We start from the raw sequence: 23,952 nt of genomic DNA on the forward strand, positions 1-23,952 counted from the left end.
AATAGTGATAGACTCATCGTAATTGTGACCTTGGGCGCATACGATGAAGAAAAAAAGACCGGTATTACAGGATGTTGCCGATCGTGTCGGCGTAACGAAAATGACCGTCAGCCGCTACCTGCGCAATCCTGAGCAGGTTTCCGCGTCGCTGCGCGACAAGATTGCCGTCGCGCTTGATGAGCTGGGCTACATCCCCAACCGCGCGCCGGATATGCTCTCCAACGCCACCAGCCGCGCCATCGGCGTACTGCTGCCCTCGCTGACCAACCAGGTGTTCGCCGACGTACTGCGCGGCATCGAAGCGGTAACCGACGAGGCGGGCTATCAGACGCTGGTCGCCCACTTCGGCTACAGCCCGCAAAAAGAGGAGCTGCAGCTGCGTTCGCTGCTGGGCTGGAACATCGACGGCGTCATTCTCACCGAGCGCACCCATACGCCCGCCACGCTGCGCATGCTGGAAGTGGCGGGCATTCCGGTGATTGAGATGATGGACAGCGTCTCGCCGTGCCTCGATATGGCGGTAGGCTTCGATAACGTCGAGGCGGCGCGCCAGATGACGCACGCTATCCTGCGCAAAGGGCATCGCCATACGGTTTATCTGGGCGCGCGTCTTGATGAGCGCACCCTGCAGAAGCAGCAGGGCTACGAGAAAGCGATGCGCGAAGCGGGGCTGGAGCCGCGCAGCGTGATGATGGAAGAGGCCTCTTCCTTCAGCGCGGGCGGCATGCTGTTGTGCGAGGCGCAGCGTCGCTATCCGCAAACCGACAGTCTGTTCTGCACCAACGACGACCTTGCGGTCGGCGCGATGTTCGAATGCCAGCGCCAGGGATTAAAAGTTCCGTCGCAAATGGCGATCGCCGGCTTTCACGGCCATGATATTAGTCAGGTTGTGACGCCGCAGCTGGCGACCGTCCTGACGCCGCGCGAACGCATGGGACGCGAAGCGGCCGCCATGCTGCTGGCGCGTATCAGCGGCGATTTCAGCGTCTCCGCGCCGCTGGATATCGGCTTTGACATCAGCGAAGGCGGCAGCATCTGAATCTGGCATTTTTATGAGTCAGTTCACACTTTCGTGCTTTTCCGGCTAAACAGGGTTGCCAGCCTGAAGTGGGCTTAACACAATGGCAACCAGCATTGTTATCGGTAACATTGGCGAATTTACCTGCCGGAGCAGAAAAATGACTACTCAATCTTCGTCGCATCACGTCTTTATTCTGATGGGCGTTTCAGGCAGCGGAAAGTCCGTTGTCGCTAACCAGGTTTCCCACCAGCTCAATACCGCGTTTCTTGACGGCGATTTTCTTCATCCGCGCGCCAATATTTTAAAAATGGCTGATGGCCATCCGCTGGACGACAACGATCGTCAGCCGTGGCTACAGGCGCTCAACGACGCCGCGTTTGCCATGCAGCGTACCCAGGCGATCTCCATTATCGTCTGTTCCGCGCTGAAAAAGCGTTACCGCGATATTCTGCGTCAGGGCAACGACAACCTGCGCTTTATCTACCTCAAGGGCGATTTCGATACCATCGAATCTCGCCTGAAGGCGCGCAAAGGTCACTTCTTTAAACCGCAGATGCTGGTGACGCAGTTCGCCACGCTGGAAGAGCCGGGCGCAGACGAGCCGGACGTGCTGACGGTCGATATCAATCATTCAGTTGACGAAGTTGTTGCGGCTACGGTTGCGGCTATCGGGAAAGCCATCAACAAGGGTTAGTCATGAGTACCGCAACGCTGGTGTTAACTGCAGCAGGCTCTGTCCTGCTGCTGCTTTTTTTGGTGATGAAAGCGCGGATGCACGCGTTTGTCGCGCTGATGCTGGTCTCGATTGGCGCAGGTGTCTGCTCTGGCATGCCGCTAGACAAGATCGCGGACACCATGCAGAAAGGGATGGGCGGCACGCTGGGCTTCCTGGCTATCGTCGTCGCGCTGGGCGCGATGTTCGGCAAAATCCTGCATGAGACGGGCGCGGTCGACCAGATCGCCATCCGCATGCTGAAAACCTTCGGCGAAAGCCGCGCCCACTACGCTATGGGCATCGCCGGCCTGATCTGCGCGCTGCCGCTCTTTTTTGAGGTGGCGGTGGTGCTGTTGATCAGCATCGCGTTCGCCGTGGCGCGCCGCACCCACGATAACCTGGTGAAGCTGGTGATCCCGCTGTTCGCCGGCGTGGCGGCCTCGGCGGCCTTTCTGCTGCCGGGCCCGGCGCCGATGCTGCTCGCCTCGCAGATGCATGCCGACTTCGGCTGGATGATCCTGCTCGGCCTGTGCGCCGCCATACCCGGTATGCTGATCGCCGGTCCACTGTTCGGTTCGCTGATTGCGCGTCACGTGACCTTTAGCGCGCCACCGGAAGATCATCAGCCGGACGTCGACGCGGCGAAGCTGCCGTCGTTCGGCTTCAGCCTGGCGCTAATCCTGTTTCCGCTGATGCTGGTGGGGCTGAAAACCATCGGCGCGCGCTTTACCGAGCAGGGCTCCTCGCTGTACGAGTGGCTGGAGTTTATCGGCCATCCCTTTACGGCGATCCTCATCGCCTGCCTGGTGGCGATTTACGGGCTGGCCTACCGTCAGGGCATGGATAAAGAGAAGGTGATGCAGGTGTGCGGCAGCGCGCTGCAGCCTGCGGGCATTATTCTGCTGGTGATCGGCGCGGGCGGCGTGTTCAAGCAGGTGCTGGTCGATTCCGGCGTCGGCCCGGTGCTGGGCCATGCGCTGACCGGCGCGGGGCTGCCCGTCGCGCTGGCCTGCTTTATTCTTTCCGGCGCGGTGCGCGTGATTCAGGGGTCGGCCACGGTCGCCTGCCTCACTACGGTCGGACTGGTGATGCCGGTGATTGAACCGCTGCACTACAGCGGCGCGCAGCTGGCGGCGCTCTCTATCTGCATCGGCGGCGGCTCCATCATCATCAGCCACGTTAACGATGCGGGCTTCTGGCTGTTCGGCCGCTTTACCGGCGCCACCGAAGGAGAAACCCTGAAGACCTGGACGCTGATGGAGACCATCCTCGGCACCGTGGGCGCCATTGTCGGTATGATCGCCTTTCAGCTACTGTCGTAAATCAAAGCCGTCACGCCTGCGTGACGGCTTCTCGCTTAAACCTCGAAAAACTCAACTTTGCCGCCGGACAGATGGTACATGCTGCCGACGATTTTGATTTTTTTCCGCTCTTCCAGCTGCTTCAGCACCGGGCTGTTGTTACGAATGCTTTCGATGGTCAGCTCGACGTTTTTCCGCGCCACCGCGTCGACGAAATCGTAGTTGCTGCCGCTACGCTCGCCGCTGTAGACGGTTTTCTCGATGGCCGGCTTAATCTCCTCCAGCAGGCCGGTCAGGTTGCCCAGCTCCGCGTTATCGATCGCGCCGCGCACCGCGCCGCAGCGCGTATGTCCCATTACCAGCACCACCTTCGCGCCGGCAACGGCGCAGGCGAACTCCATGCTGCCCAGCATATCGCGGTTGCTGATATTGCCGGCGACGCGCGCGTTGAAGGTTTCGCCGATACCGGCGTCCAGCACAATCTCAGCGGGCGCGCGCGAGTCGATGCAGCTCAGGATCACCGCCGCCGGATACTGACCGGCAATACTGTTGCGCTTCTGCGCCAGGTAATCATGTTTTACCGGACGGTTTTCGCGAAAGCGCAGGTTGCCCTGCTTGAAGTGGGCGATGACTGCGTCCGGCGTCATGGCGTCGCGCTCCTCTTTGCTCAGCGAAGCGGCGAAAGAGAGGGTCGGCAGGCCCAGCGCGCCGACGCCGGTTACGGAGAGCGCTGAGAGCGCCAGCGTTTTCTTCAGTATGGATCGGCGGGCAGGCTGGGTGGGTTGAGCGGTTTTCATGGTGTGGTCCTGGTATGAAATTAACGGTTAAACGGCGCGATAATACGCAGCGAAACATTAATCAACCCAAAACCACACTAAGATAAAGGCTATTTGCGGCGAGGCGCTACAGCTTGAGGTAGACGCGAATACCGTCCAGGAACATCTGCGTCGCCAGCATAATCAAAATCAGTCCCATCAGGCGCTCCAGCGCGTTGACGCCCTTGTCGCCCAGCAGCCGTAAAAACAGCCCCGACAGCAGCAGAATCGTCACCGTGACGCCCCAGGCGATCAGCAGCGCGCCGACGAGATGCCCCATCTGGTTAGGATACTGATGCGACAGCAGCATCAGCGTGGCGAGCAGCGACGGGCCGGCGACCAGCGGGATCGCCAGCGGCACCAGAAAGGGCTCTTCGCCCGCAGGCAGGCCGCTGCTGCTGCTTTCGTCCGACGGGAAAATCATGCGGATGGCGATAAGAAACAGGATCACGCCGCCGGAAATAGAGACGGTCTCGGTGCGCAGATTAAGGAAAGTCAGAATGCGTTCGCCCGCGAACAGAAACAGCAGCATCAGTACCAGCGCAATCAGCAGTTCGCGGATCAGCACCGCGCGCCGCCGCTTCGGCTCCAGATGCTTGAGCACCGACATAAAAATCGGCAGGTTGCCCAGCGGATCCATAATCAGCAGCAATAAGATGGTCGCAGAAATCATTTCAGTCATTTTTTTGGTTTTTCCTTTCATCCCGACGCGGGGTTATTAGCTGCGCTGCTGAAAAAGTTGGCGCAATCGAATTAATTCACTTGCCAGAAAAGCTGCATTTTGTAGAGTTGTTGGTCACAGGTAAATCCATTTATGACGCAGAGCGGAGTGAAAACCCATTCCGTTCTTCCCTTCGGTAAGCAGGTCGGCCCTTATCGCTGACTGAGACGGACAGAAAATGAAGAATGTAGGTTTTATTGGTTGGCGCGGTATGGTCGGCTCCGTGCTGATGTCGCGCATGAGCGAAGAGCGTGATTTTGACGTTATCAATCCGGTCTTCTTCTCCACTTCGCAACTGGGACAGGCGGCGCCGACGTTTGGCGGCAAGTCCACCGGTGCGCTGCAGGATGCGTTTGATATCGAGGCGCTCAGGGCGCTGGATATCATTATCACCTGCCAGGGCGGCGATTATACCAGTGAAGTCTACCCGAAGCTGCGCGCCAGCGGCTGGCAGGGCTACTGGATTGACGCGGCCTCAACGCTGCGCATGAAAGACGACGCCATCATTATTCTCGATCCGGTCAACCATCAGGTGATTCGTCAGGGTCTCGACAAAGGCATCAACACCTTCGTCGGCGGTAACTGCACCGTGAGCCTGATGCTGATGTCGCTGGGCGGCCTGTTTGCCCAGGATCTGGTGGAGTGGGCCTCTGTCGCCACCTATCAGGCGGCGTCCGGCGGCGGCGCGCGGCATATGCGCGAACTGCTGACCCAGATGGGCATGCTGCATAATCACGTCGCCACCTCGCTGCAGGATCCGGCGTCGGCCATTCTCGACATCGAGCGCAGCGTCACCGAGCTGACCCGCTCCGGCACGCTGCCAACCGATAACTTCGGCGTGCCGCTGGCCGGCAGCCTGATCCCGTGGATCGACAAGCAGCTCGACAACGGCCAGAGCCGCGAAGAGTGGAAAGGCCAGGCGGAAACCAACAAGATCCTCGGCACCACGCACACCATTCCTGTCGACGGCCTCTGCGTGCGCGTCGGCGCGCTGCGCTGCCATAGCCAGGCGTTTACCCTGAAGCTGAAAAAAGATGTGCCGCTGGCGGAAATCGAACAGCTGCTGGCATCCCACAACGAGTGGGTGAAAGTGGTGCCGAACGACCGCGAGCTGACCATGCGCGAGCTGACGCCTGCGGCGGTAACCGGCACGCTGACCACGCCGGTCGGCCGCCTGCGCAAGCTCAATATGGGCCCGGAGTATCTCTCCGCCTTTACCGTCGGCGATCAGCTGTTGTGGGGCGCGGCCGAGCCGCTGCGCCGCATGTTGCGTCTGTTGGTTGACTAACAGAAAAAACTAAGCGAGGCCGGGATTCCCCGGCCTTTTGCCTGATTATTCTGAAATAAGTCAAACAACTTACCGTCTGTAAGTGATCGGCTTCCCTTTTTTACGTCCCCGCTAATAATTTTTCGTTTTCTGCCCTGGCAACTTGCAAGCCCAAGCTATGATTTAACAATGATGTGCCGGTTGTTGACTGTTTTGCATTTCGCACTGAATAGTTGTTGTACACGGCAAAGTTATTTTCCCACGGAGCGGTTTCCTTTCTCTGCCGTTGTACGCATGGCTCAATGAAGAGCAGCGCACCTGATGCATGGCTTACGCCGCGCTCATTTCGCCTGCCACATAATCACAGGAAGAAAGTCATGTCAGAGCTTCCCGATCGCCTGGCGATCAATGCCCTGTTTGCGGGTAATTACGCCGATCCCTTCGCCTTGCTGGGGATGCACCAGACAGCCAACGGGCTGGAAGTCAGGGCGCTGCTGCCCGACGCTTCGGAAGTATGGGTAATAGAAACCAACACCGGGCGCAAAGTCGCCCAGCTGAAATGTCTCGATTCGCGCGGCTTTTTCAGCGCGGTGGTACCGCGCCGTAAGAACATGTTTCGCTACCAGCTGGCGGTGAACTGGCACGGACAGCAGAATCTGATCGACGACGCCTATCGCTTCGGGCCGCTGCTGCAGGAGATGGACGCCTGGCTGCTGGCGGAAGGCACCCATTTGCGCCCCTACGAAACCCTGGGCGCGCACGGCGCGGTAATTGACGACGTGCACGGCACGCGCTTTAGCGTCTGGGCGCCTAACGCGCAGCGCGTCTCGGTGGTAGGCGATTTCAACTTCTGGGACGGCCGCCGCCATCCGATGCGCTTCCGCCGCGAAATGGGCATCTGGGAGCTGTTCGTGCCCGGCGCGTACAACGGCCAGCTCTATAAATTCGAAATCGTCGATAACAGCGGCCAGCTGCGTATTAAAGCGGACCCTTACGCCTTCGAGGCGCAGATGCGCCCGCAAACCGCCTCAATGATCTGCGGCCTGCCGCCGAAGGTCGAGATGGCCGAAGAGCGTAAAGCGCGCAACGAGTTCGACGCGCCGATCTCTATCTACGAGGTGCACCTCGGCTCGTGGCGTCGCCACACCGACAATAACTTCTGGCTCAGCTACAAAGAGCTGGCGGAGCAGCTGGTGCCCTACGTCAAAGAGATGGGCTTTACCCATATCGAGCTGCTGCCGATCAACGAACATCCCTTCGACGGCAGCTGGGGCTATCAGCCGCTCGGCATGTATGCGCCGACGCGCCGCTTCGGCACGCGCGACGAATTCCTCTATTTCATCAACGCCGCGCACGAAGCGGGCCTGAACGTGCTGCTCGACTGGGTGCCGGGCCACTTCCCCAGCGACGATTTCGGCCTGGCGAAGTTCGACGGCACCGAGCTCTACGAGCACAGCGACCCGCGCGAAGGCTATCATCAGGACTGGAACACCCTGATTTATAACTTTGGCCGCCGCGAAGTGAGCAACTATCTGGCGGGCAACGCGCTCTACTGGCTGGAACGCTACGGCATCGACGGTTTGCGCGTCGACGCCGTGGCCTCGATGATCTATCGCGACTACAGCCGCGCCGAAGGCGAATGGGTGCCGAACCACTACGGCGGTCGGGAAAATCTCGAAGCTATCGCCTTCCTGCGTTACACCAATCGCACGCTGGGACGCGCCGCGCCAGGCACCGTCACCATCGCCGAAGAGTCCACCGACTTCGACGGCGTGTCGCGTCCGCCGGAATCGGGCGGCCTCGGCTTCTGGTACAAGTGGAACCTGGGCTGGATGCACGACACCCTCGACTACATGAAGCTCGACCCGATCTATCGCTGCCATCATCACGACCTGATGAGCTTCGGCATGATGTACAACTACACCGAAAACTTCGTGCTGCCGCTCTCTCATGACGAGGTAGTGCACGGCAAAAAGTCGCTGCTGGACCGCATGCCGGGCGATCCCTGGCAGAAGTTCGCTAACCTGCGCGCCTATTACGGCTGGATGTGGGCCTTCCCCGGCAAAAAACTGATGTTTATGGGCGGCGAGTTCGCGCAGGGCAAAGAGTGGAACCACGACGTCAGCCTTGACTGGCATCTGCTGGAGGGCGCCGATAACTGGCACCACGGCGTGCAGCGGCTGGTGCGCGACCTTAACCACACCTATCAGCATTACGCGCCGATGCATCAGCTCGATTTTGACCCGGCCGGCTTTGAGTGGCTGGTGGTCGACGATCGCGAAAACTCGGTCTTCGTCTTTGTGCGCCGCGACCGCGACGGCAACGAGATTATCGTCGCCAGCAACTTTACGCCGGTGCCGCGCCACAACTACCGCTTCGGCGTTAATCAGGCGGGGAACTGGCGTGAGGTGATCAACACCGATCAGCACAGCTATCACGGCAGCGATACGCGTAACCCGGTGGTGCATACCGATGAGATCGCCAGCCACAACCGACCGCAGTCGCTGTCGCTGACGCTGCCGCCGCTGGCGACAATCTGGCTGGTGAAGGAGGCGGAATGACGCTGCTTCCGGGACGTGCTGAGCCGCCAGGCGCCAGTTACGACGGCAAGGGCGTTAACTTTACGCTCTTCTCCCGGCATGCCGCGCGCGTCGAGCTTTGCCTGTTCGACCAGGGCAAAGAGCGACGCTTCGATCTTCCGGCGCGTACCGGCGATATCTGGCACGGCTACGCGGCCGCGCTAAAACCGGGCCAGCGCTACGGCTTCCGCGTTCACGGCCCCTGGGCGCCGGAACGCGGACACCGCTTTAATCCCGCCAAGCTGCTGGTCGATCCCTGCGCCCGCGCGGTTGAGGGCGAGGTCACAGACGACCCGCGTCTCTACGGCGGCATTGAGCAGCCTGACGAGCAGGACAGCGCCGCCGTGGCGCCTAAATCGCTGGTGGTGGCGGAGGACTTCGACTGGGAAGGCGACGTCGCCCCGCGCACGCCCTGGGGCAACACGGTTATTTATGAGGCGCACGTCCGCGGGTTAACGCAGCGACATCCGGAAATTCCGGAATCGCTGCGCGGGACTTACGCCGCCCTCGGCCATCCTGTTATGGTGAATTACCTGCGCCATCTCGGCGTCACCGCGCTGGAGCTGCTGCCGGTGGCCCATTTCGCCAGCGAGCCGCGCCTGCAACGCCTCGGATTAAGCAACTACTGGGGCTACAACCCTTTTGCGCTCTGGGCCGTCGATCCGCGCTACGCCTCGCAGGAGAGCGCGTCGCCTCTGCAGGAGTTTCAGCAGGCGGTGAAGGATCTGCACGCGGCGGGCATCGAAGTGCTGCTGGACGTGGTGTTCAACCACACCGCCGAGCTGGAGGAGATCGGCCCGACGCTGTCGCAGCGCGGCGTCGATAACGCCAGCTACTACTGGCTGAGCCCGCAGGGCGAATATGAAAACTGGACCGGCTGCGGCAATACTCTGAATCTCAGCGATCCCGAGGTGATGAACTGGGCGCTGGAGGCGCTGCGCTACTGGGTGCGCGTCTGCCACGTCGACGGCTTTCGTTTCGATCTGGCGCCGGTGCTGGGGCGCACGCCCGATTTCTCAGCGCACGCGCCGCTGTTCGAGGCGATCAAAGCCTGCCCGCTGCTCTCGCAGGTCAAGCTGATCGCCGAACCCTGGGATATCGGGCCAGGCGGCTATCAGGTCGGCAACTTTCCGCCGCTGTTCGCCGAGTGGAACGACCATTTCCGCGACGATATGCGGCGCTTCTGGCTGCATCGCGACGTCAGTAACGGCGCGTTCGCGCGCCGCTTCGCCGCCTCCAGCGATCTGTTCCAGCGCGATGGCCGACTGCCGCACGCCGCGGTTAATCTGATTACTGCGCACGACGGCTTTACGCTGCGCGACGTGGTGAGCTTTAACCATAAGCATAACCAGGCTAACGGCGAGGATAACCGCGACGGCAGCAACGGCAATTTCAGCTACAACCACGGCGTAGAAGGGCTGCGCGCCAGCTTCGACGTGATCGAGCGCCGTCGCCTGAGCACGCATGCGCTGCTGACGTCGCTGCTGCTGGCGCAGGGCACGCCGATGCTGCTCGCCGGCGACGAGCACGGCCACAGTCAGCACGGCAACAACAACGCCTACTGTCAGGATAATATCCTGACCTGGCTCGACTGGCAGGAAGAAGAGAGCAGTCTGGTGGATTTTACCGCCGCCCTGATTCGTTTGCGTCAGCAGATCCCGGCGTTAACCGCCGATCGCTGGTGGCAAGAGGGCGACGGCAATGTGCAGTGGTTCAATGCCAGCGGCAGACCACTGCAGCGAGAGGAGTGGGAGCAGAAGGCGCACAGAATGCAGATCCTGCTCTCCGGCCGCTGGTTAATAACAATAAACGCCACGGATTCGGTGAGTGACATCGCCTTACCAGACGGAGAATGGCGTGCCGTTCCTCCTTTCGCCGGGGATGACAACCCCATTTTGTCGACTGTCTGGCATGGTCCCGCACACGGCGTGTGCGTGTTCCAAAAGCAATCATAAGGAGTCAGACATGGTTAAGTTAGACAGAACCGATCACCTGATGCTGGCCCGCCAGCTCCCTACACAGACGGTTGCGCTGATCCTCGCCGGGGGAAGAGGTACGCGCCTGAAAGACCTGACCGCCAAACGCGCCAAGCCAGCGGTGCATTTCGGCGGCAAGTTTCGCATCATCGACTTTGCGCTTTCCAACTGCATTAACTCCGGTATCCGCCGGATCGGCGTGATAACGCAGTACCAGTCGCACACGCTAACGCAGCACGTTCAGCGTGGCTGGTCTATCTTCAACGAAGAGATGAACGAGTTTGTGGATTTGCTGCCGGCGCAGCAGCGCACCTTAACCGAACACTGGTATCGCGGCACCGCAGACGCCGTGACCCAGAACCTCGACATTATTCGGCGCTATCAGGCGCAGTACATCGTGATTCTGGCCGGGGATCATATTTATAAAATGGACTATTCGCGCATGCTGCTCGACCACGTCGACGCCAACGCGAAGTGCACCATCGCCTGCCTGCCCGTGCCGCTGCACGAAGCGACCGCCTTTGGCGTGATGGCGGTGGATGAAAATAATAAAGTGATCGACTTTGTAGAGAAACCGCCGCAGCCGCCCGCCATGCCCGGCGACGATACGCAGGCGCTGGCCAGTATGGGGATCTACGTGTTTAACGCCGATTATCTCTATCAGCTGCTGGAGGAAGATTTACAGGAGCCTAATTCTAACCACGATTTCGGCAAAGATATTCTGCCGAAAGTGGTAGCGAGCGGCGAAGGGTACGCCCATTCGTTTACGCTCTCCTGCGTGCAGCAGGATGAAAGTTCGCCGCCCTACTGGCGTGATGTAGGGACGCTGGAAGCCTACTGGCGCGCCAACCTCGATCTGGCGTCGGTGACGCCAGAGCTGGATATGTATGACCATACCTGGCCGATCCGAACCCATATGGAGCCGTTGCCGCCCGCCAAGTTCGTGCAGGACCGCTCGGGTAGCCATGGCATGACGATGAATTCGCTGATCTCCGGCGGCACCATCATCTCCGGCTCGGTCGTGGTGAACTCGGTACTGTTTCCACGCGTGCGCATTAACTCGTTTTGCAATATCGATTCCGCCGTACTGCTGCCGGACGTGGTGGTGGGACGCTCCTGCCGCCTGCGTCGCTGCGTGATCGATCGCGCCTGCGTGCTGCCGGAAGGCATGGTGATAGGAGAGAATCCTGACGAGGATAGTCGTCGGTTTTACCGTTCAGAAGAGGGTATCGTTCTGGTCACACGCGCCATGCTTGCCAGGCTGGCCAGCGCGTAGACGGCAACGATAAAAAGCACCATATAATCGACGCGAGGATCGCGCCCGATCACTTATTAAGAGGCCGAGGATGCAGGTTTTACATGTCTGTTCAGAACTTTTTCCGCTGCTAAAAACCGGCGGGTTGGCTGATGTTGTTGGGGCATTGCCGCAGGCGCAGATTGCGGATGGTACGGATACGCGGGTGCTGCTGCCCGCTTTTCCCGATCTGCTTAAAGGGATCCCCGAAACGGAGGTGGTGGCCGAGTTGCAGACTTTCGCCGGTCCAACGCGGCTGCTGTTTGGCCATTTCAACGGCGTCGGCATCTATCTGATCGACGTGCCGGCGCTCTACGATCGACCCGGCAGCCCGTATCACGATACGTCGCAGTTCGCCTATGTGGATAACTATTTGCGCTTCGCGCTGCTTGGCTGGATGGGGTGCGAAATCGCCAGCGGGCTGGACACCTACTGGCGGCCCGATATCGTTCATGCGCACGACTGGCATGCGGGGCTGACCTGCGCCTATCTGGAGGCGCGCGGGCGTCCGGCAAAGTCGGTGTTTACCGTCCACAACCTGGCCTATCAGGGGCTGTTCGACGCGCGCCATCTGGAAGAGATCCAGCTGCCGAGATCCTTCTTCGACATGCACGGGCTGGAGTTCTACGGACAGATCTCCTATCTGAAGGCGGGCCTCTTCTTCGCCGATCACATCACCGCCGTCAGCCCGACCTATGCGCATGAAATCACGCGCCCGGAGTTTGGCTACGGCATGGAGTCGCTGCTGGAGCAGCGGCTGCGCGAAGGGCGTCTGAGCGGCATCCTTAACGGCGTCGATCCCGGCATCTGGGATCCGGCGCACGATCTGCTGCTGAGCGCGCGCTATAACCGCGACACGCTGGAGGCAAAAGCCGAGAACAAACGGCAGCTGCAAATCGCCATGGGCCTGAAGGTCGACGACAGCGTGCCGGTGTTCGCGGTGATCAGTCGCCTGACGCGGCAAAAAGGGCTGGACCTGGTGCTGGAGGCCTTGCCTGGCCTGCTGGCGCAGGGCGGACAGCTGGTGCTGCTCGGACAGGGCGACGCGGAGCTGCAGCAGGGCTTTCTCGCGGCGGCGGCGGAGCATCCCGGCAGCGTCGGCGTGCAGATCGGCTATCACGAAGCCTTCTCGCACCGCATCGTCGGCGGCGCGGACGTCATCATGGTGCCGAGCCGCTTTGAACCCTGCGGCCTGACGCAGCTCTACGGCCTGAAGTATGGCACGCTGCCGCTGGTGCGGCGCACGGGCGGCCTGGCCGATACGGTTAACGACAGCTCGCTGGAGAACCTGGCTGACGGCATCGCCAGCGGATTCAGCTTTGAAGACAGCAACGCCTGGTCGCTGCTGCGGGCGATTAGACGAGCTTTTGTATTGTGGTCGCGGCCTTCTCTCTGGCGTTACGTTCAGCGACAGGCGATGGGGATGGATTTCAGTTGGCAAGTGGCCGCGCAGGCCTACCGCGATCTTTACCAACGTTTGCTGTAATCAGAGACTGGGATAACTGATATGAATGCTCCTTTCACCTATACGTCGCCGACACTCACGGTCGAAGCGCTGAAACACTCGATTGCCTATAAGCTGATGTTTACCATCGGCAAGGATCCCTCCGTGGCGAACCAGCATGACTGGCTCAACGCCTCGCTGCTGGCGGTGCGCGACCGCATGGTGGAGCGCTGGCTGCGCTCCAGCCGCGCGCAGCTGTCGCAGGATGTCCGTCAGGTCTACTACCTGTCGATGGAGTTTCTGCTGGGCCGGACGTTAGGCAACGCGTTGATGGCGATGGGCATTTATGACGATCTCAATCAGGCGCTGGACGAGATGGGATTAAACCTGGCCGATCTGATGGAAGAAGAGAACGATCCCGGCCTCGGCAACGGCGGCCTCGGGCGCCTGGCCGCCTGTTTTCTCGATTCGCTCGCCACGCTGGGTCTGCCGGGACGCGGCTATGGCATCCGTTACGATTACGGCATGTTTCGGCAGAATATTATCGACGGCGAGCAGAAAGAGTCGCCCGACTACTGGCTGGAGTACGGCAATCCCTGGGAGTTCCAGCGTTACAACACGCGCTACAAAATACGTTTCGGCGGCCGCATTCAGCATGAAGGGGCGAAGGTGCGCTGGCTGGAAACTGAAGAGATCGTCGCAATGGCGTACGATCAAATCATCCCCGGCTTCGACACCGACGCCACCAATACGCTGCGCCTGTGGGGCGCGCAGGCGAGCAACGAAATCAACCTTGGCAAATTCAACCAGGGCGATTACTTTGCGGCGGTAGAAGATAAAAACCACTCGGAAAACGTCTCCCGCGTGCTCTATCCCGACGATTCCACCTATTCGGGACGCGAGCTGCGTCTGCGCCAGGAGTATTTTCTGGTTTCCGCTACGGTGCAGGATATCCTCAACCGCCACTGGCAGATGCACAAAACCTGGTCCAACCTCGCGGACAAGATCGCCATCCACCTGAACGATACCCATCCGGTGCTGGCGATCCCGGAGCTGATGCGTCTGTTAATCGACGAGCACAAATTCACCTGGGACGATGCGTTCGAAGTGACCTGCCAGGTTTTCTCTTACACCAACCATACGCTGATGAGCGAGGCGCTGGAAACCTGGCCGGTGGAGATGATCGGCAAGATCCTGCCGCGCCATCTTGGCATTATTTTCGAAATCAACGACTACTTCCTGAAGACCATTCAGGAGTACTACCCGGACGACTGGGATCTGCTGTCGCGCATCTCGATTATCGATGAGAACAACGGCCGTCGCATTCGCATGGCGTGGCTGGCGGTGGTGGTGAGCCACAAAGTCAACGGCGTCTCCGAACTGCACTCCAACCTGATGGTGCAGTCGCTGTTCGCGGATTTCGCGCGTCTCTTCCCGGGCCGTTTCTGCAACAAGACCAACGGCGTAACGCCGCGTCGCTGGCTGGCGCTGGCCAACCCGGCGCTGTCGGAGCTGCTGGATGAAGAGATTGGCCGTACCTGGCGCACCGATCTTAGCCAGCTTGCCGAACTTAACCAGCAGATCGACTATCCGGCGTTTATTGAGAAGGTGGCTGACGCCAAGTTCGATAACAAGCGTCGCCTGGCGGACTGGGTGGCGAAGAATATGGATGTGGTGCTGGATCCCAATGCCCTGTTCGACGTGCAGATCAAGCGTATCCATGAATATAAACGTCAGCTGCTGAACGTGCTGCACGTGATTACCCGTTATAACCGCATCAAAGCTGATCCGGGCGCCGACTGGGTGCCGCGCGTCAATATCTTCGCCGGCAAGGCGGCTTCGGCCTACTATACCGCCAAGCACATTATTCACCTGATCAACGACGTGGCGAGCGTGATCAACAACGATCCGCAGGTGAAGAACAAGCTGAAGGTGGTGTTTATCCCGAACTACAGCGTCAGTCTGGCGCAGATCATTATTCCGGCGGCGGATCTTTCCGAACAGATTTCCACAGCGGGCACCGAGGCATCGGGCACCAGCAATATGAAGTTCGCGCTCAACGGCGCGCTGACCATCGGCACGCTGGACGGCGCCAACGTCGAGATGCTGGAGCACGTCGGCGAGGAGAATATCTTTATTTTCGGTAACACCACGCCGCAGGTGGAAGCCCTGCGCAGCAGCGGCTACAACCCGCGTAAATATTACGAAGAGGATGCCGAGCTGCATCAGGTACTGACGCAGATCGCCTCCGGCGTGTTCAGTCCGCAGGAGCCAGGCCGCTACCGCAATCTGTTCGATTCGCTGGTGAACTTCGGCGACCACTATCAGCTGCTGGCGGATTACCGCAGCTATGTGGATACCCAGGATAAGGTGGATGAGCTTTATCGCAAGCCGGAAGAGTGGCAGCGCCGCGCGGCGTTGAATATTGCCAATATGGGGTATTTCTCTTCGGACCGGACCATCCAGGAGTATGCGGATGAGATTTGGCATATTAAGCCAGTGAGGCTTTAGCGGGTTCCCGCCCGCTGGCGGGGTTGCCTGCTGCGCAGGCGGGCCTGAGCGGATTCCGCCCGCCAGGCGGCAGGGAGTTTCATTTCGCCTGACAGCGGCGCAGGTTTGTTCGCCTGACAGCGGTGCAGGTTTCGTTCGCCTGACAGCGAGGCAGTTTCATTTCGCCCGCTGCGGGCGACCGAGCAGGGCCGGTGGGCGCCGGCCCTGCACCCGCGCCTCGGGCCAGCTCAGCCGCCCGCTGCGCGGGTCCCTTCGCTTCGTCAGAATTTCTGACGGACCGCGCAGGACAGGCCGTCCTGGCCTGGCCCGCGCTTTCGGCGACGTCCTGTCGCCTCATCCTGAAATCCTTCCTCCGCTCAGCGGCTGCGATGGCCCCAAAACCCCCGCTGCAAATCCTGATTATTGAAGGCGCAGCCTCATCGCTGAAAGCATGAATCATGCGCTCAGACGATGTCGTCGTTAATAAAAAAACAAGGGAACTCACAGGCGGGGCAGTGTCAGAGGCATCCGACACGCTGAGGCGCGCACGGCGGCCAGGACGAGCCGACAGGACGTCGGCGAGAGCGTGGCATGAGACAGGATGTCGAATCCGCGCGGTCCGTGCGGCCGACGTAAGCAACGAAGGGAGCGCGCGGAGCGCGGCGTGGAGGCTGCCGGAAGCCGGGATTGTTAAGGGGCTGGCGAGCCCCTTAACACGCACGCCAGCAGCGGCGCTGCTGAAACTCCCTGCCGCCTGGCGGGCGGAACCCGCTCAGAGCCTGTTCGCGTAGCAGACTTAAGCCGCCTGGCGGGGGGACCCGCTCAGAGCCGCCTGCGCAGCAGGCCAACCCGCCAGCGGACGGAACCCGCTCAGCGCCCGCCTGCGCAGCAGGCCAACTCGCTGGCAGGCGGAACCCGCTCAGCGCCCGTCTGCGCAGCAGGCAAAAAAATGGGGCCGAGGCCCCGTTGATCTTATTTAACTCGCCAGCGACAGGCTGGGCTTCTGGCTGTGCGTCGCCAGCCACTCCGCCACGCGCGCCTGCTGCGCCTCGTTCAGCCACATCCCTTGCTTGGTGCGGCGCCAGATAGCGTCATCCAGCTCGCGCACCCACTCGTTCTGCACCAGATAGCGCAGCTCGGCTTCATAAAAGTCGTGACCAAAGTTCTCGCCCAGATCCTCAAGGCGCTTCGCGCCGTCGAGCAGCGTCTCGGTGCTGCTGCCGTAGGTGCGGGCGAAGTGACGCGCCATACCTTCGGTAATAAACGGATAACGACGACGCAGGCTGGCGGCGTAATCTTCACGCGTGCCGGCGAAATCGCCGCCCGGCAGCACGCAGTTTTTCGTCCATGCCGGTCCGGCATTGGGGAAATATTTCACCAGCTTCTCCAGCGCATGCTCTGCCAGCTTGCGGTAGGTGGTCAGCTTGCCGCCGAACACCGACAGCAGCGGCGCCTGGCCGTTGTCGTCGCGCACGTCCAGCGTATAGTCGCGGGTAATCGCCTGCGGCGAATCAGACTCGTCATCGCACAGCGGACGCACGCCGGAGTAGCTCCAGACTACATCGTCATGCACCAGCTGCTTTTTAAAGTGGCTGTTGTAAATTTTAAGCAGATAGTCGATCTCGCTGTCGTCGATTTTGACGTTCTTCGGATCGCCTTTGTACTCGACGTCGGTGGTGCCGATAATCGAGAAGTCATCCATCCAGGGAATAACGAACACGATACGGTTGTCTTCGTTCTGCAGGATGTAGGACTGCTTCTCGTTGTGCACGCGCGGCACCACGATATGGCTGCCTTTAATCAGGCGGATGCCGTACGGTGACTTCAGCTTCAAGCCGTCGTCAAACAGCTGTTTCACCCACGGGCCCGCCGCGTTCACCAGCGCTTTGGCGCGCCAGGTATAGGTTTTGCCGCTGTCGACATCTTCCGCTTCCACCATCCACAGGTTGTTCTCACGCCAGGCGCGCGTCACGCGGGTACGGGTGCGCACTTCGCCGCCGCGCTTCACCACTTCCTGCGCGTTCAGCACCACCAGACGGGCGTCGTCCACCCAGCAGTCGGAATATTCGAATCCGCGCGTGATTTCCGGCTTGAGGGCCGAATCCGCGCCAAAACGCAGGCTTTTACTGCCCGGCAGGCTGGTGCGCTTGCCCAGGTGATCGTATAAAAACAGGCCGGCGCGAATCATCCATGCCGGACGCAGATGCGGGCGATGCGGCAGACGGAAGCGCATCGGGAAAGCGATATGCGGCGCCATCTTCAGCAGCACTTCGCGCTCGGCCAGCGCTTCGCTGACCAGACGGAATTCATAGTGTTCGAGGTAGCGCAGGCCGCCGTGAATCAGCTTTGAACTGGCGGAAGAGGTCGCGCAAGCCAGGTCCCGCGCCTCCAGCATTAGCACTGACAGGCCGCGTCCTGCAGCGTCTGCTGCAATGCCGGCACCGTTGATGCCGCCGCCGATCACGATCAGGTCTTTGGTTTCCACGTCATCTCCTCCGATGTTCGGAATAGTTCATTAATGTTCGTTTTCGAGCATAATCATAATCGCAAACCAACATTGATGCCAGTGTTTAACGCGGTAAAAACATTTTTGCGTGATATAGCTAACATTCTTGTTGAGAAATAAATACAAACCCGGACGCTTTGTCAGGTTATTGGGGCTGCTTATCGGGTTACACTAGGCGGTAATTGTGTCGTCTTAACGAGAGAATCATGGAAACCTTCGAATGCATTAACGTTCAGCAGGCCAGCGAGCATCTGGCGCAAGGCGCGCAGCTGGTCGATATTCGCGATCCGCAGAGCTTCGCGCTTGGTCATGCGGAAAACGCCCTGCACCTGAGCAACGGCAACCTTAACGCCTTTCTGGCCAGCGCCAGCCGCGAGCTGCCGGTGCTGGTGATGTGCTACCACGGCAACAGCAGCAAAGGCGCCGCGCAATATCTGCTGAGCCAGGGCTTTAGCGCCGCCTACAGCATCGACGGCGGCTTCGACGCCTGGCGCGCCGCGTTTCCGACTCAGGTTGTCGCCGGCGGCGAGTGAGCCGCGCGCGATGAACAAGGAGAGTGATTAATGGTGCGCATTACCCAGTTTAATAACCCGCGCATGGCGCAGGCGTTCGTCGACTATATGGCGACGCGCGGCGTCGCGCTGCGCATCGAACAGGATGGCCATTACGTTATCCTGCTCGATGACGAAAGCCGGCTTGAAATGGTCGAAAACGAACTTCAGCAGTTCGTGCGCCAGCCGGACCATCCTCGCTATCAGGCCGCCAGCTGGCATACCGGCGGCACCAAAAGCGGCCTGCGCTACGAGCGTAGCAACCTGTGGGGCAATATTCGCGATCGCGCCGGTCCGCTCACCATGACCGTGCTTTTTGCCTGTATCGCGGTGTTTATCCTGATGCAGATTTTTGGCGATCAAAGGGTGCTGCTGTGGCTGAGCTGGCCAGACGGCCCAGGCCAGTATCTCCAGGTATGGCGCTGGTTCAGCCATGCGCTGCTGCACTTTTCGCTGCTGCATATCCTGTTTAACCTGATGTGGTGGTGGTATCTCGGCGGCGCGGTAGAGAAGCGGCTCGGCAGCGGCAAGCTGTTTGTGATTATGCTGATCTCGGCGCTGCTCAGCGGCTTCGTACAGGCGAAATTTAGCGGCATCTGGTTCGGCGGTTTGTCGGGCGTGGTTTATGCGCTGATGGGCTACTGCTGGCTGCGCGGCGAGCGCGACCCTGAAAGCGGCGTCTATCTGGAACGCGGACTGATTGGTTTTGCTATCGTGTGGCTGGTAATCGGCTGGTATGGCGCGTTCGGGCTCGCTATCGCCAACGGCGCTCACGTCGCCGGTCTACTGGTCGGGCTGGCGATGGCGTTTGTCGATACCCGTGCAGTGCGGCGCCGTTAGCGCCGGATAAGAAAAGAAAACAGGAGAGTAATGTGAAGCAGACGCAACGTCATGACGCCATTATCGATCTGGTCCGGCGTCAGGGATATGTCAGTACCGAAGAGCTGGTAGAACATTTTGAGGTAAGCCCGCAAACCATCCGCCGCGATCTCAACGACCTCGCCGATCAGAATAAAATTCAGCGTCATCACGGCGGCGCGGCGCTGCCTTCCAGCTCTGAAAATACCGCCTGGCAGGAACGTAAGATGATGTGGTCGGCGGAGAAAGCGCGCATCGCCGAACGCGTCGCCAGCGAAATTCCAGACGGCGCGACCTTATTTATCGATATCGGCACCACGCCAGAAGCGGTGGCCTATGCGCTGCTGAATCATAAAAATCTGCGCGTGGTGACCAACAATATCAACGTGGCGACACTGCTGATGTGCAAGCCCGATTTCCGGCTGATTATTGCAGGCGGCGAGGTGCGCACGCGCGACGGCGGCATTATGGGCGAAGCGACGCTCGACTTTATCTCCCAGTTCCGCCTCGATTACGGCATTCTCGGCATCAGCGGCATCGATATGGACGGGTCGCTGCTGGAGTTCGACTACCACGAGGTGCGCACCAAGCGCGCCATTATCGAAAACTCACGCTGCGTGATGCTGGTGGTCGACCATTCGAAGTTCGGCCGCAACGCGATGGTGAATCTCGGCAATATGGGGTTGATCGACCAGCTTTATACTGACAAGCAGCCGCCCGCCAGCATTATGAAGGTGATCGAGCAGCATGAGGTTCAACTCGAACTCTGCTGATTAAGCATCTTTAGTCTCTGAGCTGTCGCGAGCGGTATCGCCTTAACCCGGGCTATATCGCTCGCTGATTTCAAATCCCGCCTTTTTCTTTGTTTCCTGTCGATTTTTTCCCCACTGCCGTCTTTACTTAATGCTCAGTTTGCCTGTGCGCAGACGTTCATCACACCGCAACTCAACGGCTTTGGATCAAGACGCTAAGGGGAGAGCATGAAAGAGAGCGCACTGGATCGCGCGGCAGTCGCCGCCGGAATATCCCTGACCTATACCAACGCCAAAGGCGAACCGGAAGCGATCGGCGACGAAACCAAAACGGCGCTGCTCGCGGTAATGGGCGATGCTCAAAAAGAGAAGGGCGCGCCGCTGCCGCCGGTGCAGGTTTTTAGCGGCGGCGCGGCGCGCCAGCTCAACCCGGAAGGGCGCGGCCGCTATCAGTGGCGGCTGCACAGCGAAAAGGGCCGCGAGTTTAGCGGCGAACTTGAGGCAGGCCAGCCCTTTATGCTGCCGTCGCCGCTCGGGCACGGCTATCACCAGCTGACGCTGAGCAAGGGCAAAAAAGAGTGGCAGACGCGCATTATCCTGACGCCGCGCCGCTGCTGGCTGCCGGCGCCGCTGCGCAACGGCGAGAAACGCTGGGGGGCGCTGGTGCAGCTCTATACCGTGCGCTCCGCCGATAACTGGGGCATCGGCGATTTCGGCGATCTGCAGCAGCTTCTGGAGCAGGTGGCGCAGCAGGGCGGCGACTTCGTCGGGCTCAATCCGCTGCACGCGCTCTATCCCGCGACGCCCGATTTCGCCAGCCCTTACAGCCCCTCGTCGCGCCGCTGGCTGAACATTATCTATATCAGCGTGGCGCAGCTGGAGGATTTCCAGCAGAGCGCGGCGGCGCAGAAATGGTGGAAAGCGGCGAAAACCCAGCGTGCGCTGGCGAAAGCGCGTGAGAGCGAGTTTGTCGATTATGCATCGGTAATGGCGCTGAAGCTCGCCGCGCTACGTCACGCGTGGGCGCAGTTCAGCCTGCGTGCGGAAGATGACGCGCAGCGGCAGGCGTTCGCCGCGTTTGTGCGCGACGGCGGCGACAGCCTGCGCTATCAGGCGGCCTACGATGGCCTGCAGGCGGAACGCCGCGCCGAAGATGCGGACGCCTGGGGATGGCCAGCCTGGCCGGAAAGCTGGCGCAACAGCCAGTCGCCTGAGGTGCAGCGCTGGTGCGAAAGCCACGAAGAGGAGATCGCCTTCTGGCAGTGGCTGCAGTGGCTGGCGCAAAACCAGTTCGCCGAGTGCTGGGCGCGCAGCCAGGCGCTGAAGATGACGGTGGGGCTCTATCGCGATCTGGCGGTAGGCGTGGCGGAAGGCAGCGCGGAGACCTGGCACGATCCTGAGCTCTATCGGCTGGAGGCGTCGGTCGGCGCGCCGCCGGATCGCCTCGGACCGCTGGGACAGAACTGGGGCCTGCCGCCGATGGATCCGCACGTGATGCGCGCGCGCGGCTACCAGCCTTTTATCGACATGCTGCGCGCCAATATGCGCGACTGCGGCGCGCTGCGCATCGATCACGTGATGGCGCTGCTGCGGCTGTGGTGGGTGCCGAAAGGAGAAACCGCCGATAAAGGCGCCTATGTCAGCTATCCGGTGCATGACCTGCTGGGCATTCTGGCGCTGGAGAGCCAGCGCCATCGCTGCATGGTTATCGGCGAAGATCTCGGCACGGTGCCGCCGGAAATCGTCGGCCTGCTGCGCGCCAGCGGCGTTTTCTCATGGAAGGTGATGTGGTTCGAGCAGCAGCGCGACGGCAGCTATCGCCTGCCCGGCGACTATCCGCGTCAGTCGATCGCCAGCGCCAGCACGCACGATCTGCCGACGCTGACCGGCTTCTGGAACGCGGGCGACTTCGCGCTGGGAGAAAAGCTCAAGCTCTATCCCGGCAAAGAGGTGCTGCAGTCGCTGCATGAACAGCGAGCGAAGCAGAAACAGGCGCTGCTGGATGCGCTGCATCAGTCAGGCGCGATGCCGGCGCGCAGCGCGCGTCAGGCAGACAAGCTGGCGATGACGCCCGCGCTTAATCTGGCGATGCATAAGTTTCTCGCGGCGACCGGCAGCGCGCTATTGGGCCTGCAGCCAGAAGACTGGATAGGGATGACCACGCCGGTAAACGTGCCCGGCACCGTCGATCAATATCCCAACTGGCGACGCAAGCTGGCGCAGCCGCTGGAGGCGATCTTTACGGATAAAGCGGTGACGAAGCTATTGAAGGCGGTGAGTCAGACGCGCAAAGGGGAGTAGCGGACGGCGCGCGACAGTCGCCTGACTGTCGCGCGTGGAGGCGATTAGTAGTAGGAGTGCTCGCCGCGCTGGTGCTCGGTGAGATCGCGCACGCCTTTCAGATCGGGGAAAGCAGCCAGCAGCTCTTTCTCGATGCCGTCTTTCAGGGTGACGTCGATCATGGAGCAGCCGTTACAGCCGCCGCCGAACTGCAGAATGGCGAAACCGTCGTCGGTAATCTCCATCAGCGACACGCGACCGCCGTGACCGGCGAGCTGCGGGTTGATCTGCGCCTGCAGCAGATACTCGACGCGTTCCGCCAACGGCGCGTCGTCGGAGACTTTGCGCATTTTGGCGTTCGGCGCTTTCAGCGTCAGCTGCGAACCGAGATTGTCGGTGACGAAGTCGATTTCGGCGTCTTCGAGGTAAGGCGCGCTCAGTTCGTCAACGTAGGCTGAAAGCTTCTCGAACTTCAGCTCCGTGTCGGTCGCTTCTACCGCGTCCGGCGGGCAGTAAGAGACGCCGCACTCGGCGGTTGGCGTACCCGGGTTAATGACGAATACGCGAATCTGGGTGCCATCTTCCTGTTTTGACAGCAGTTTAGAGAAGTGCTCCTGGGCAGAGTCTGTAATTCGGATCATGGCAATTGCTCAATAGTTGACTAATTTAGTTGGTTATAATACGCCCATCACCGACGCTCTACAAGGTACGGCACAGGCACCAGATTTGTACGCTGGCCGCGCCGTGCGCCAGCAAAATGCGGCTGATCTCTCCCACGGTATGACCCGTTGTCACCACATCGTCTATTAGCGCGATATGGCGCCCGCGCACGGCGATTTCAAGGCGGAAAGCGCCGCGCACGTTGCCGCGACGCTGCGAGGCGCGCAGCCGATGCTGCAGCGCGCCGCGTCGCCTGCGGCGGACGCCGTCGCGGAATTCGCAGCCCAGCCAGCGCGCCAGCGACTGCGCCAGCAGCGCCGCCTGGTTGTAGCCGCGTTGACAGGCGCGGCTTCTGTGCAGCGGCACACACATCAGCAAATCCGGGCGCACCAGCCCGCGCGTGCGGTGAGCGTTTAGCCAGCTTAGCAAAAGCAGACGCGCCAGCATCACCCTGAGTGCGGTTATGCGGGAAAACTTCAGCTGATGCACCCAGCGGCGCAGCGGCGGCTGATAGCCGCTGACGCAGACCAGCGCCTGCCAGGCGGGCGGAGAGCGCAGACAGCGGCCGCAGGCGACGCGGGAAGATCCGGCCGGCAGGCCGCAGCGTGGACAGAGGATCGGCAGCGGCGGCAGGGCGCGCAGGCAGACGCTGCATAATCCATGCGCCGCGACGCGCAGCGGTAGCTGGCATAGCCAACAGAGGGCGGGCATTGGTAGCATAG

Annotated in this window: 18 protein-coding genes; 13 read left to right on the plus strand and 5 right to left on the minus strand. The window is 60.6% G+C overall.

What is annotated here, in order from left to right:
• Positions 1-43 precede the first annotated feature (43 nt).
• The 3 genes from gntR (at position 44) to gntU (ending at position 3,058) form a co-directional block, all read left to right on the plus strand.
• Positions 44-1,039 (plus strand): gluconate operon transcriptional repressor GntR, encoded by a 996-nt coding sequence (gene gntR / locus PVE98_RS01105; protein WP_096072188.1) that lies wholly within the window; start codon positions 44-46, stop codon positions 1,037-1,039.
• A gap of 139 nt (positions 1,040-1,178) precedes the next feature.
• Positions 1,179-1,715: a gluconokinase gene (gene gntK, locus PVE98_RS01110; RefSeq protein ID WP_033753176.1), complete on the plus strand. Its 537-nt coding sequence runs from the start codon at positions 1,179-1,181 to the stop codon at positions 1,713-1,715.
• A 2-nt stretch (positions 1,716-1,717) separates the two neighbouring features.
• Complete coding sequence (gntU, locus tag PVE98_RS01115) at positions 1,718-3,058, plus strand: gluconate transporter (RefSeq protein ID WP_033753173.1); 1,341 nt, start codon at positions 1,718-1,720, stop codon at positions 3,056-3,058.
• Between the two features lie 35 nt (positions 3,059-3,093).
• Here gntU and PVE98_RS01120 read toward each other — a convergent pair whose 3' ends face one another.
• Both PVE98_RS01120 and PVE98_RS01125 read right to left on the minus strand, forming a co-directional pair.
• Positions 3,094-3,834 (minus strand): carbonic anhydrase, encoded by a 741-nt coding sequence (locus PVE98_RS01120; RefSeq protein ID WP_096072187.1) that lies wholly within the window; start codon positions 3,832-3,834, stop codon positions 3,094-3,096.
• Positions 3,835-3,940: 106 nt separating this feature from the next.
• Positions 3,941-4,534, minus strand: coding sequence for a YhgN family NAAT transporter (locus tag PVE98_RS01125; protein ID WP_033753533.1), 594 nt, complete (start codon positions 4,532-4,534; stop codon positions 3,941-3,943).
• Between the two features lie 217 nt (positions 4,535-4,751).
• On the opposite strand from PVE98_RS01125, the gene asd reads away from it, so the two are divergent.
• From asd to glgP, 6 genes are all read left to right on the plus strand, one after another.
• On the plus strand, positions 4,752-5,861 hold the full coding sequence (gene asd / locus PVE98_RS01130; RefSeq protein ID WP_096072186.1) for an aspartate-semialdehyde dehydrogenase: 1,110 nt from the start codon (positions 4,752-4,754) through the stop codon (positions 5,859-5,861).
• 356 nt (positions 5,862-6,217) lie between these two features.
• Entirely contained in the window at positions 6,218-8,401 is a 2,184-nt protein-coding gene (gene glgB / locus PVE98_RS01135) for a 1,4-alpha-glucan branching enzyme (RefSeq protein ID WP_096072185.1), read from the plus strand.
• Positions 8,398-10,374 (plus strand): glycogen debranching protein GlgX, encoded by a 1,977-nt coding sequence (gene glgX / locus PVE98_RS01140; RefSeq protein ID WP_096072184.1) that lies wholly within the window; start codon positions 8,398-8,400, stop codon positions 10,372-10,374. Before glgB ends, glgX begins: the two co-directional genes overlap by 4 nt.
• Before the next feature lie 10 nt (positions 10,375-10,384).
• A complete protein-coding gene (gene glgC / locus PVE98_RS01145) occupies positions 10,385-11,671 on the plus strand; it encodes a glucose-1-phosphate adenylyltransferase (RefSeq protein WP_096072183.1) in 1,287 nt (428 codons plus the stop codon).
• 70 nt (positions 11,672-11,741) lie between these two features.
• Entirely contained in the window at positions 11,742-13,175 is a 1,434-nt protein-coding gene (glgA, locus tag PVE98_RS01150; protein WP_033753158.1) for a glycogen synthase GlgA, read from the plus strand.
• Positions 13,176-13,196: 21 nt separating this feature from the next.
• On the plus strand, positions 13,197-15,644 hold the full coding sequence (gene glgP / locus PVE98_RS01155) for a glycogen phosphorylase (protein WP_096072182.1): 2,448 nt from the start codon (positions 13,197-13,199) through the stop codon (positions 15,642-15,644).
• 955 nt (positions 15,645-16,599) lie between these two features.
• Here glgP and glpD read toward each other — a convergent pair.
• Positions 16,600-18,108, minus strand: coding sequence for a glycerol-3-phosphate dehydrogenase (gene glpD, locus PVE98_RS01160; protein ID WP_096072181.1), 1,509 nt, complete (start codon positions 18,106-18,108; stop codon positions 16,600-16,602).
• 227 nt (positions 18,109-18,335) lie between these two features.
• On the opposite strand from glpD, the gene glpE reads away from it, so the two are divergent.
• From glpE to malQ, 4 genes are all read left to right on the plus strand, one after another.
• On the plus strand, positions 18,336-18,662 hold the full coding sequence (glpE, locus tag PVE98_RS01165; RefSeq protein ID WP_033753152.1) for a thiosulfate sulfurtransferase GlpE: 327 nt from the start codon (positions 18,336-18,338) through the stop codon (positions 18,660-18,662).
• 33 nt (positions 18,663-18,695) lie between these two features.
• The gene (gene glpG, locus PVE98_RS01170; RefSeq protein ID WP_033753530.1) at positions 18,696-19,520 is read left to right on the plus strand and encodes a rhomboid family intramembrane serine protease GlpG; all 825 of its coding nucleotides are present in this window, start codon (positions 18,696-18,698) and stop codon (positions 19,518-19,520) included.
• Positions 19,521-19,552: 32 nt separating this feature from the next.
• On the plus strand, positions 19,553-20,311 hold the full coding sequence (locus PVE98_RS01175) for a DeoR/GlpR family transcriptional regulator (RefSeq protein ID WP_033753150.1): 759 nt from the start codon (positions 19,553-19,555) through the stop codon (positions 20,309-20,311).
• 207 nt (positions 20,312-20,518) lie between these two features.
• On the plus strand, positions 20,519-22,591 hold the full coding sequence (gene malQ, locus PVE98_RS01180; protein WP_096072180.1) for a 4-alpha-glucanotransferase: 2,073 nt from the start codon (positions 20,519-20,521) through the stop codon (positions 22,589-22,591).
• A gap of 44 nt (positions 22,592-22,635) precedes the next feature.
• Here malQ and nfuA read toward each other — a convergent pair whose 3' ends face one another.
• Both nfuA and gntX read right to left on the minus strand, forming a co-directional pair.
• Complete coding sequence (gene nfuA / locus PVE98_RS01185) at positions 22,636-23,211, minus strand: Fe-S biogenesis protein NfuA (RefSeq protein WP_033753146.1); 576 nt, start codon at positions 23,209-23,211, stop codon at positions 22,636-22,638.
• 58 nt (positions 23,212-23,269) lie between these two features.
• Entirely contained in the window at positions 23,270-23,950 is a 681-nt protein-coding gene (gene gntX, locus PVE98_RS01190; RefSeq protein WP_096072179.1) for a DNA utilization protein GntX, read from the minus strand.
• Between the last annotated feature and the right edge of the window lie 2 nt (positions 23,951-23,952).

The sequence above is a fragment of the Pantoea sp. GABEPS69 genome (assembly GCF_045780835.1).
GTDB lineage: Bacteria > Pseudomonadota > Gammaproteobacteria > Enterobacterales > Enterobacteriaceae > Pantoea > Pantoea septica.

Coding starts and splice junctions, on each gene's coding strand:
- gntR (WP_096072188.1), top strand. CDS start 44: ATGAAGAAAAAAAGACCGGTATTACAGGATGTTGCCGATCGTGTCGGC.
- gntK (WP_033753176.1), top strand. CDS start 1,179: ATGACTACTCAATCTTCGTCGCATCACGTCTTTATTCTGATGGGCGTT.
- gntU (WP_033753173.1), top strand. CDS start 1,718: ATGAGTACCGCAACGCTGGTGTTAACTGCAGCAGGCTCTGTCCTGCTG.
- PVE98_RS01120 (WP_096072187.1), bottom strand. CDS start 3,834: ATGAAAACCGCTCAACCCACCCAGCCTGCCCGCCGATCCATACTGAAG.
- PVE98_RS01125 (WP_033753533.1), bottom strand. CDS start 4,534: ATGACTGAAATGATTTCTGCGACCATCTTATTGCTGCTGATTATGGAT.
- asd (WP_096072186.1), top strand. CDS start 4,752: ATGAAGAATGTAGGTTTTATTGGTTGGCGCGGTATGGTCGGCTCCGTG.
- glgB (WP_096072185.1), top strand. CDS start 6,218: ATGTCAGAGCTTCCCGATCGCCTGGCGATCAATGCCCTGTTTGCGGGT.
- glgX (WP_096072184.1), top strand. CDS start 8,398: ATGACGCTGCTTCCGGGACGTGCTGAGCCGCCAGGCGCCAGTTACGAC.
- glgC (WP_096072183.1), top strand. CDS start 10,385: ATGGTTAAGTTAGACAGAACCGATCACCTGATGCTGGCCCGCCAGCTC.
- glgA (WP_033753158.1), top strand. CDS start 11,742: ATGCAGGTTTTACATGTCTGTTCAGAACTTTTTCCGCTGCTAAAAACC.
- glgP (WP_096072182.1), top strand. CDS start 13,197: ATGAATGCTCCTTTCACCTATACGTCGCCGACACTCACGGTCGAAGCG.
- glpE (WP_033753152.1), top strand. CDS start 18,336: ATGGAAACCTTCGAATGCATTAACGTTCAGCAGGCCAGCGAGCATCTG.
- malQ (WP_096072180.1), top strand. CDS start 20,519: ATGAAAGAGAGCGCACTGGATCGCGCGGCAGTCGCCGCCGGAATATCC.
- nfuA (WP_033753146.1), bottom strand. CDS start 23,211: ATGATCCGAATTACAGACTCTGCCCAGGAGCACTTCTCTAAACTGCTG.
- gntX (WP_096072179.1), bottom strand. CDS start 23,950: ATGCTACCAATGCCCGCCCTCTGTTGGCTATGCCAGCTACCGCTGCGC.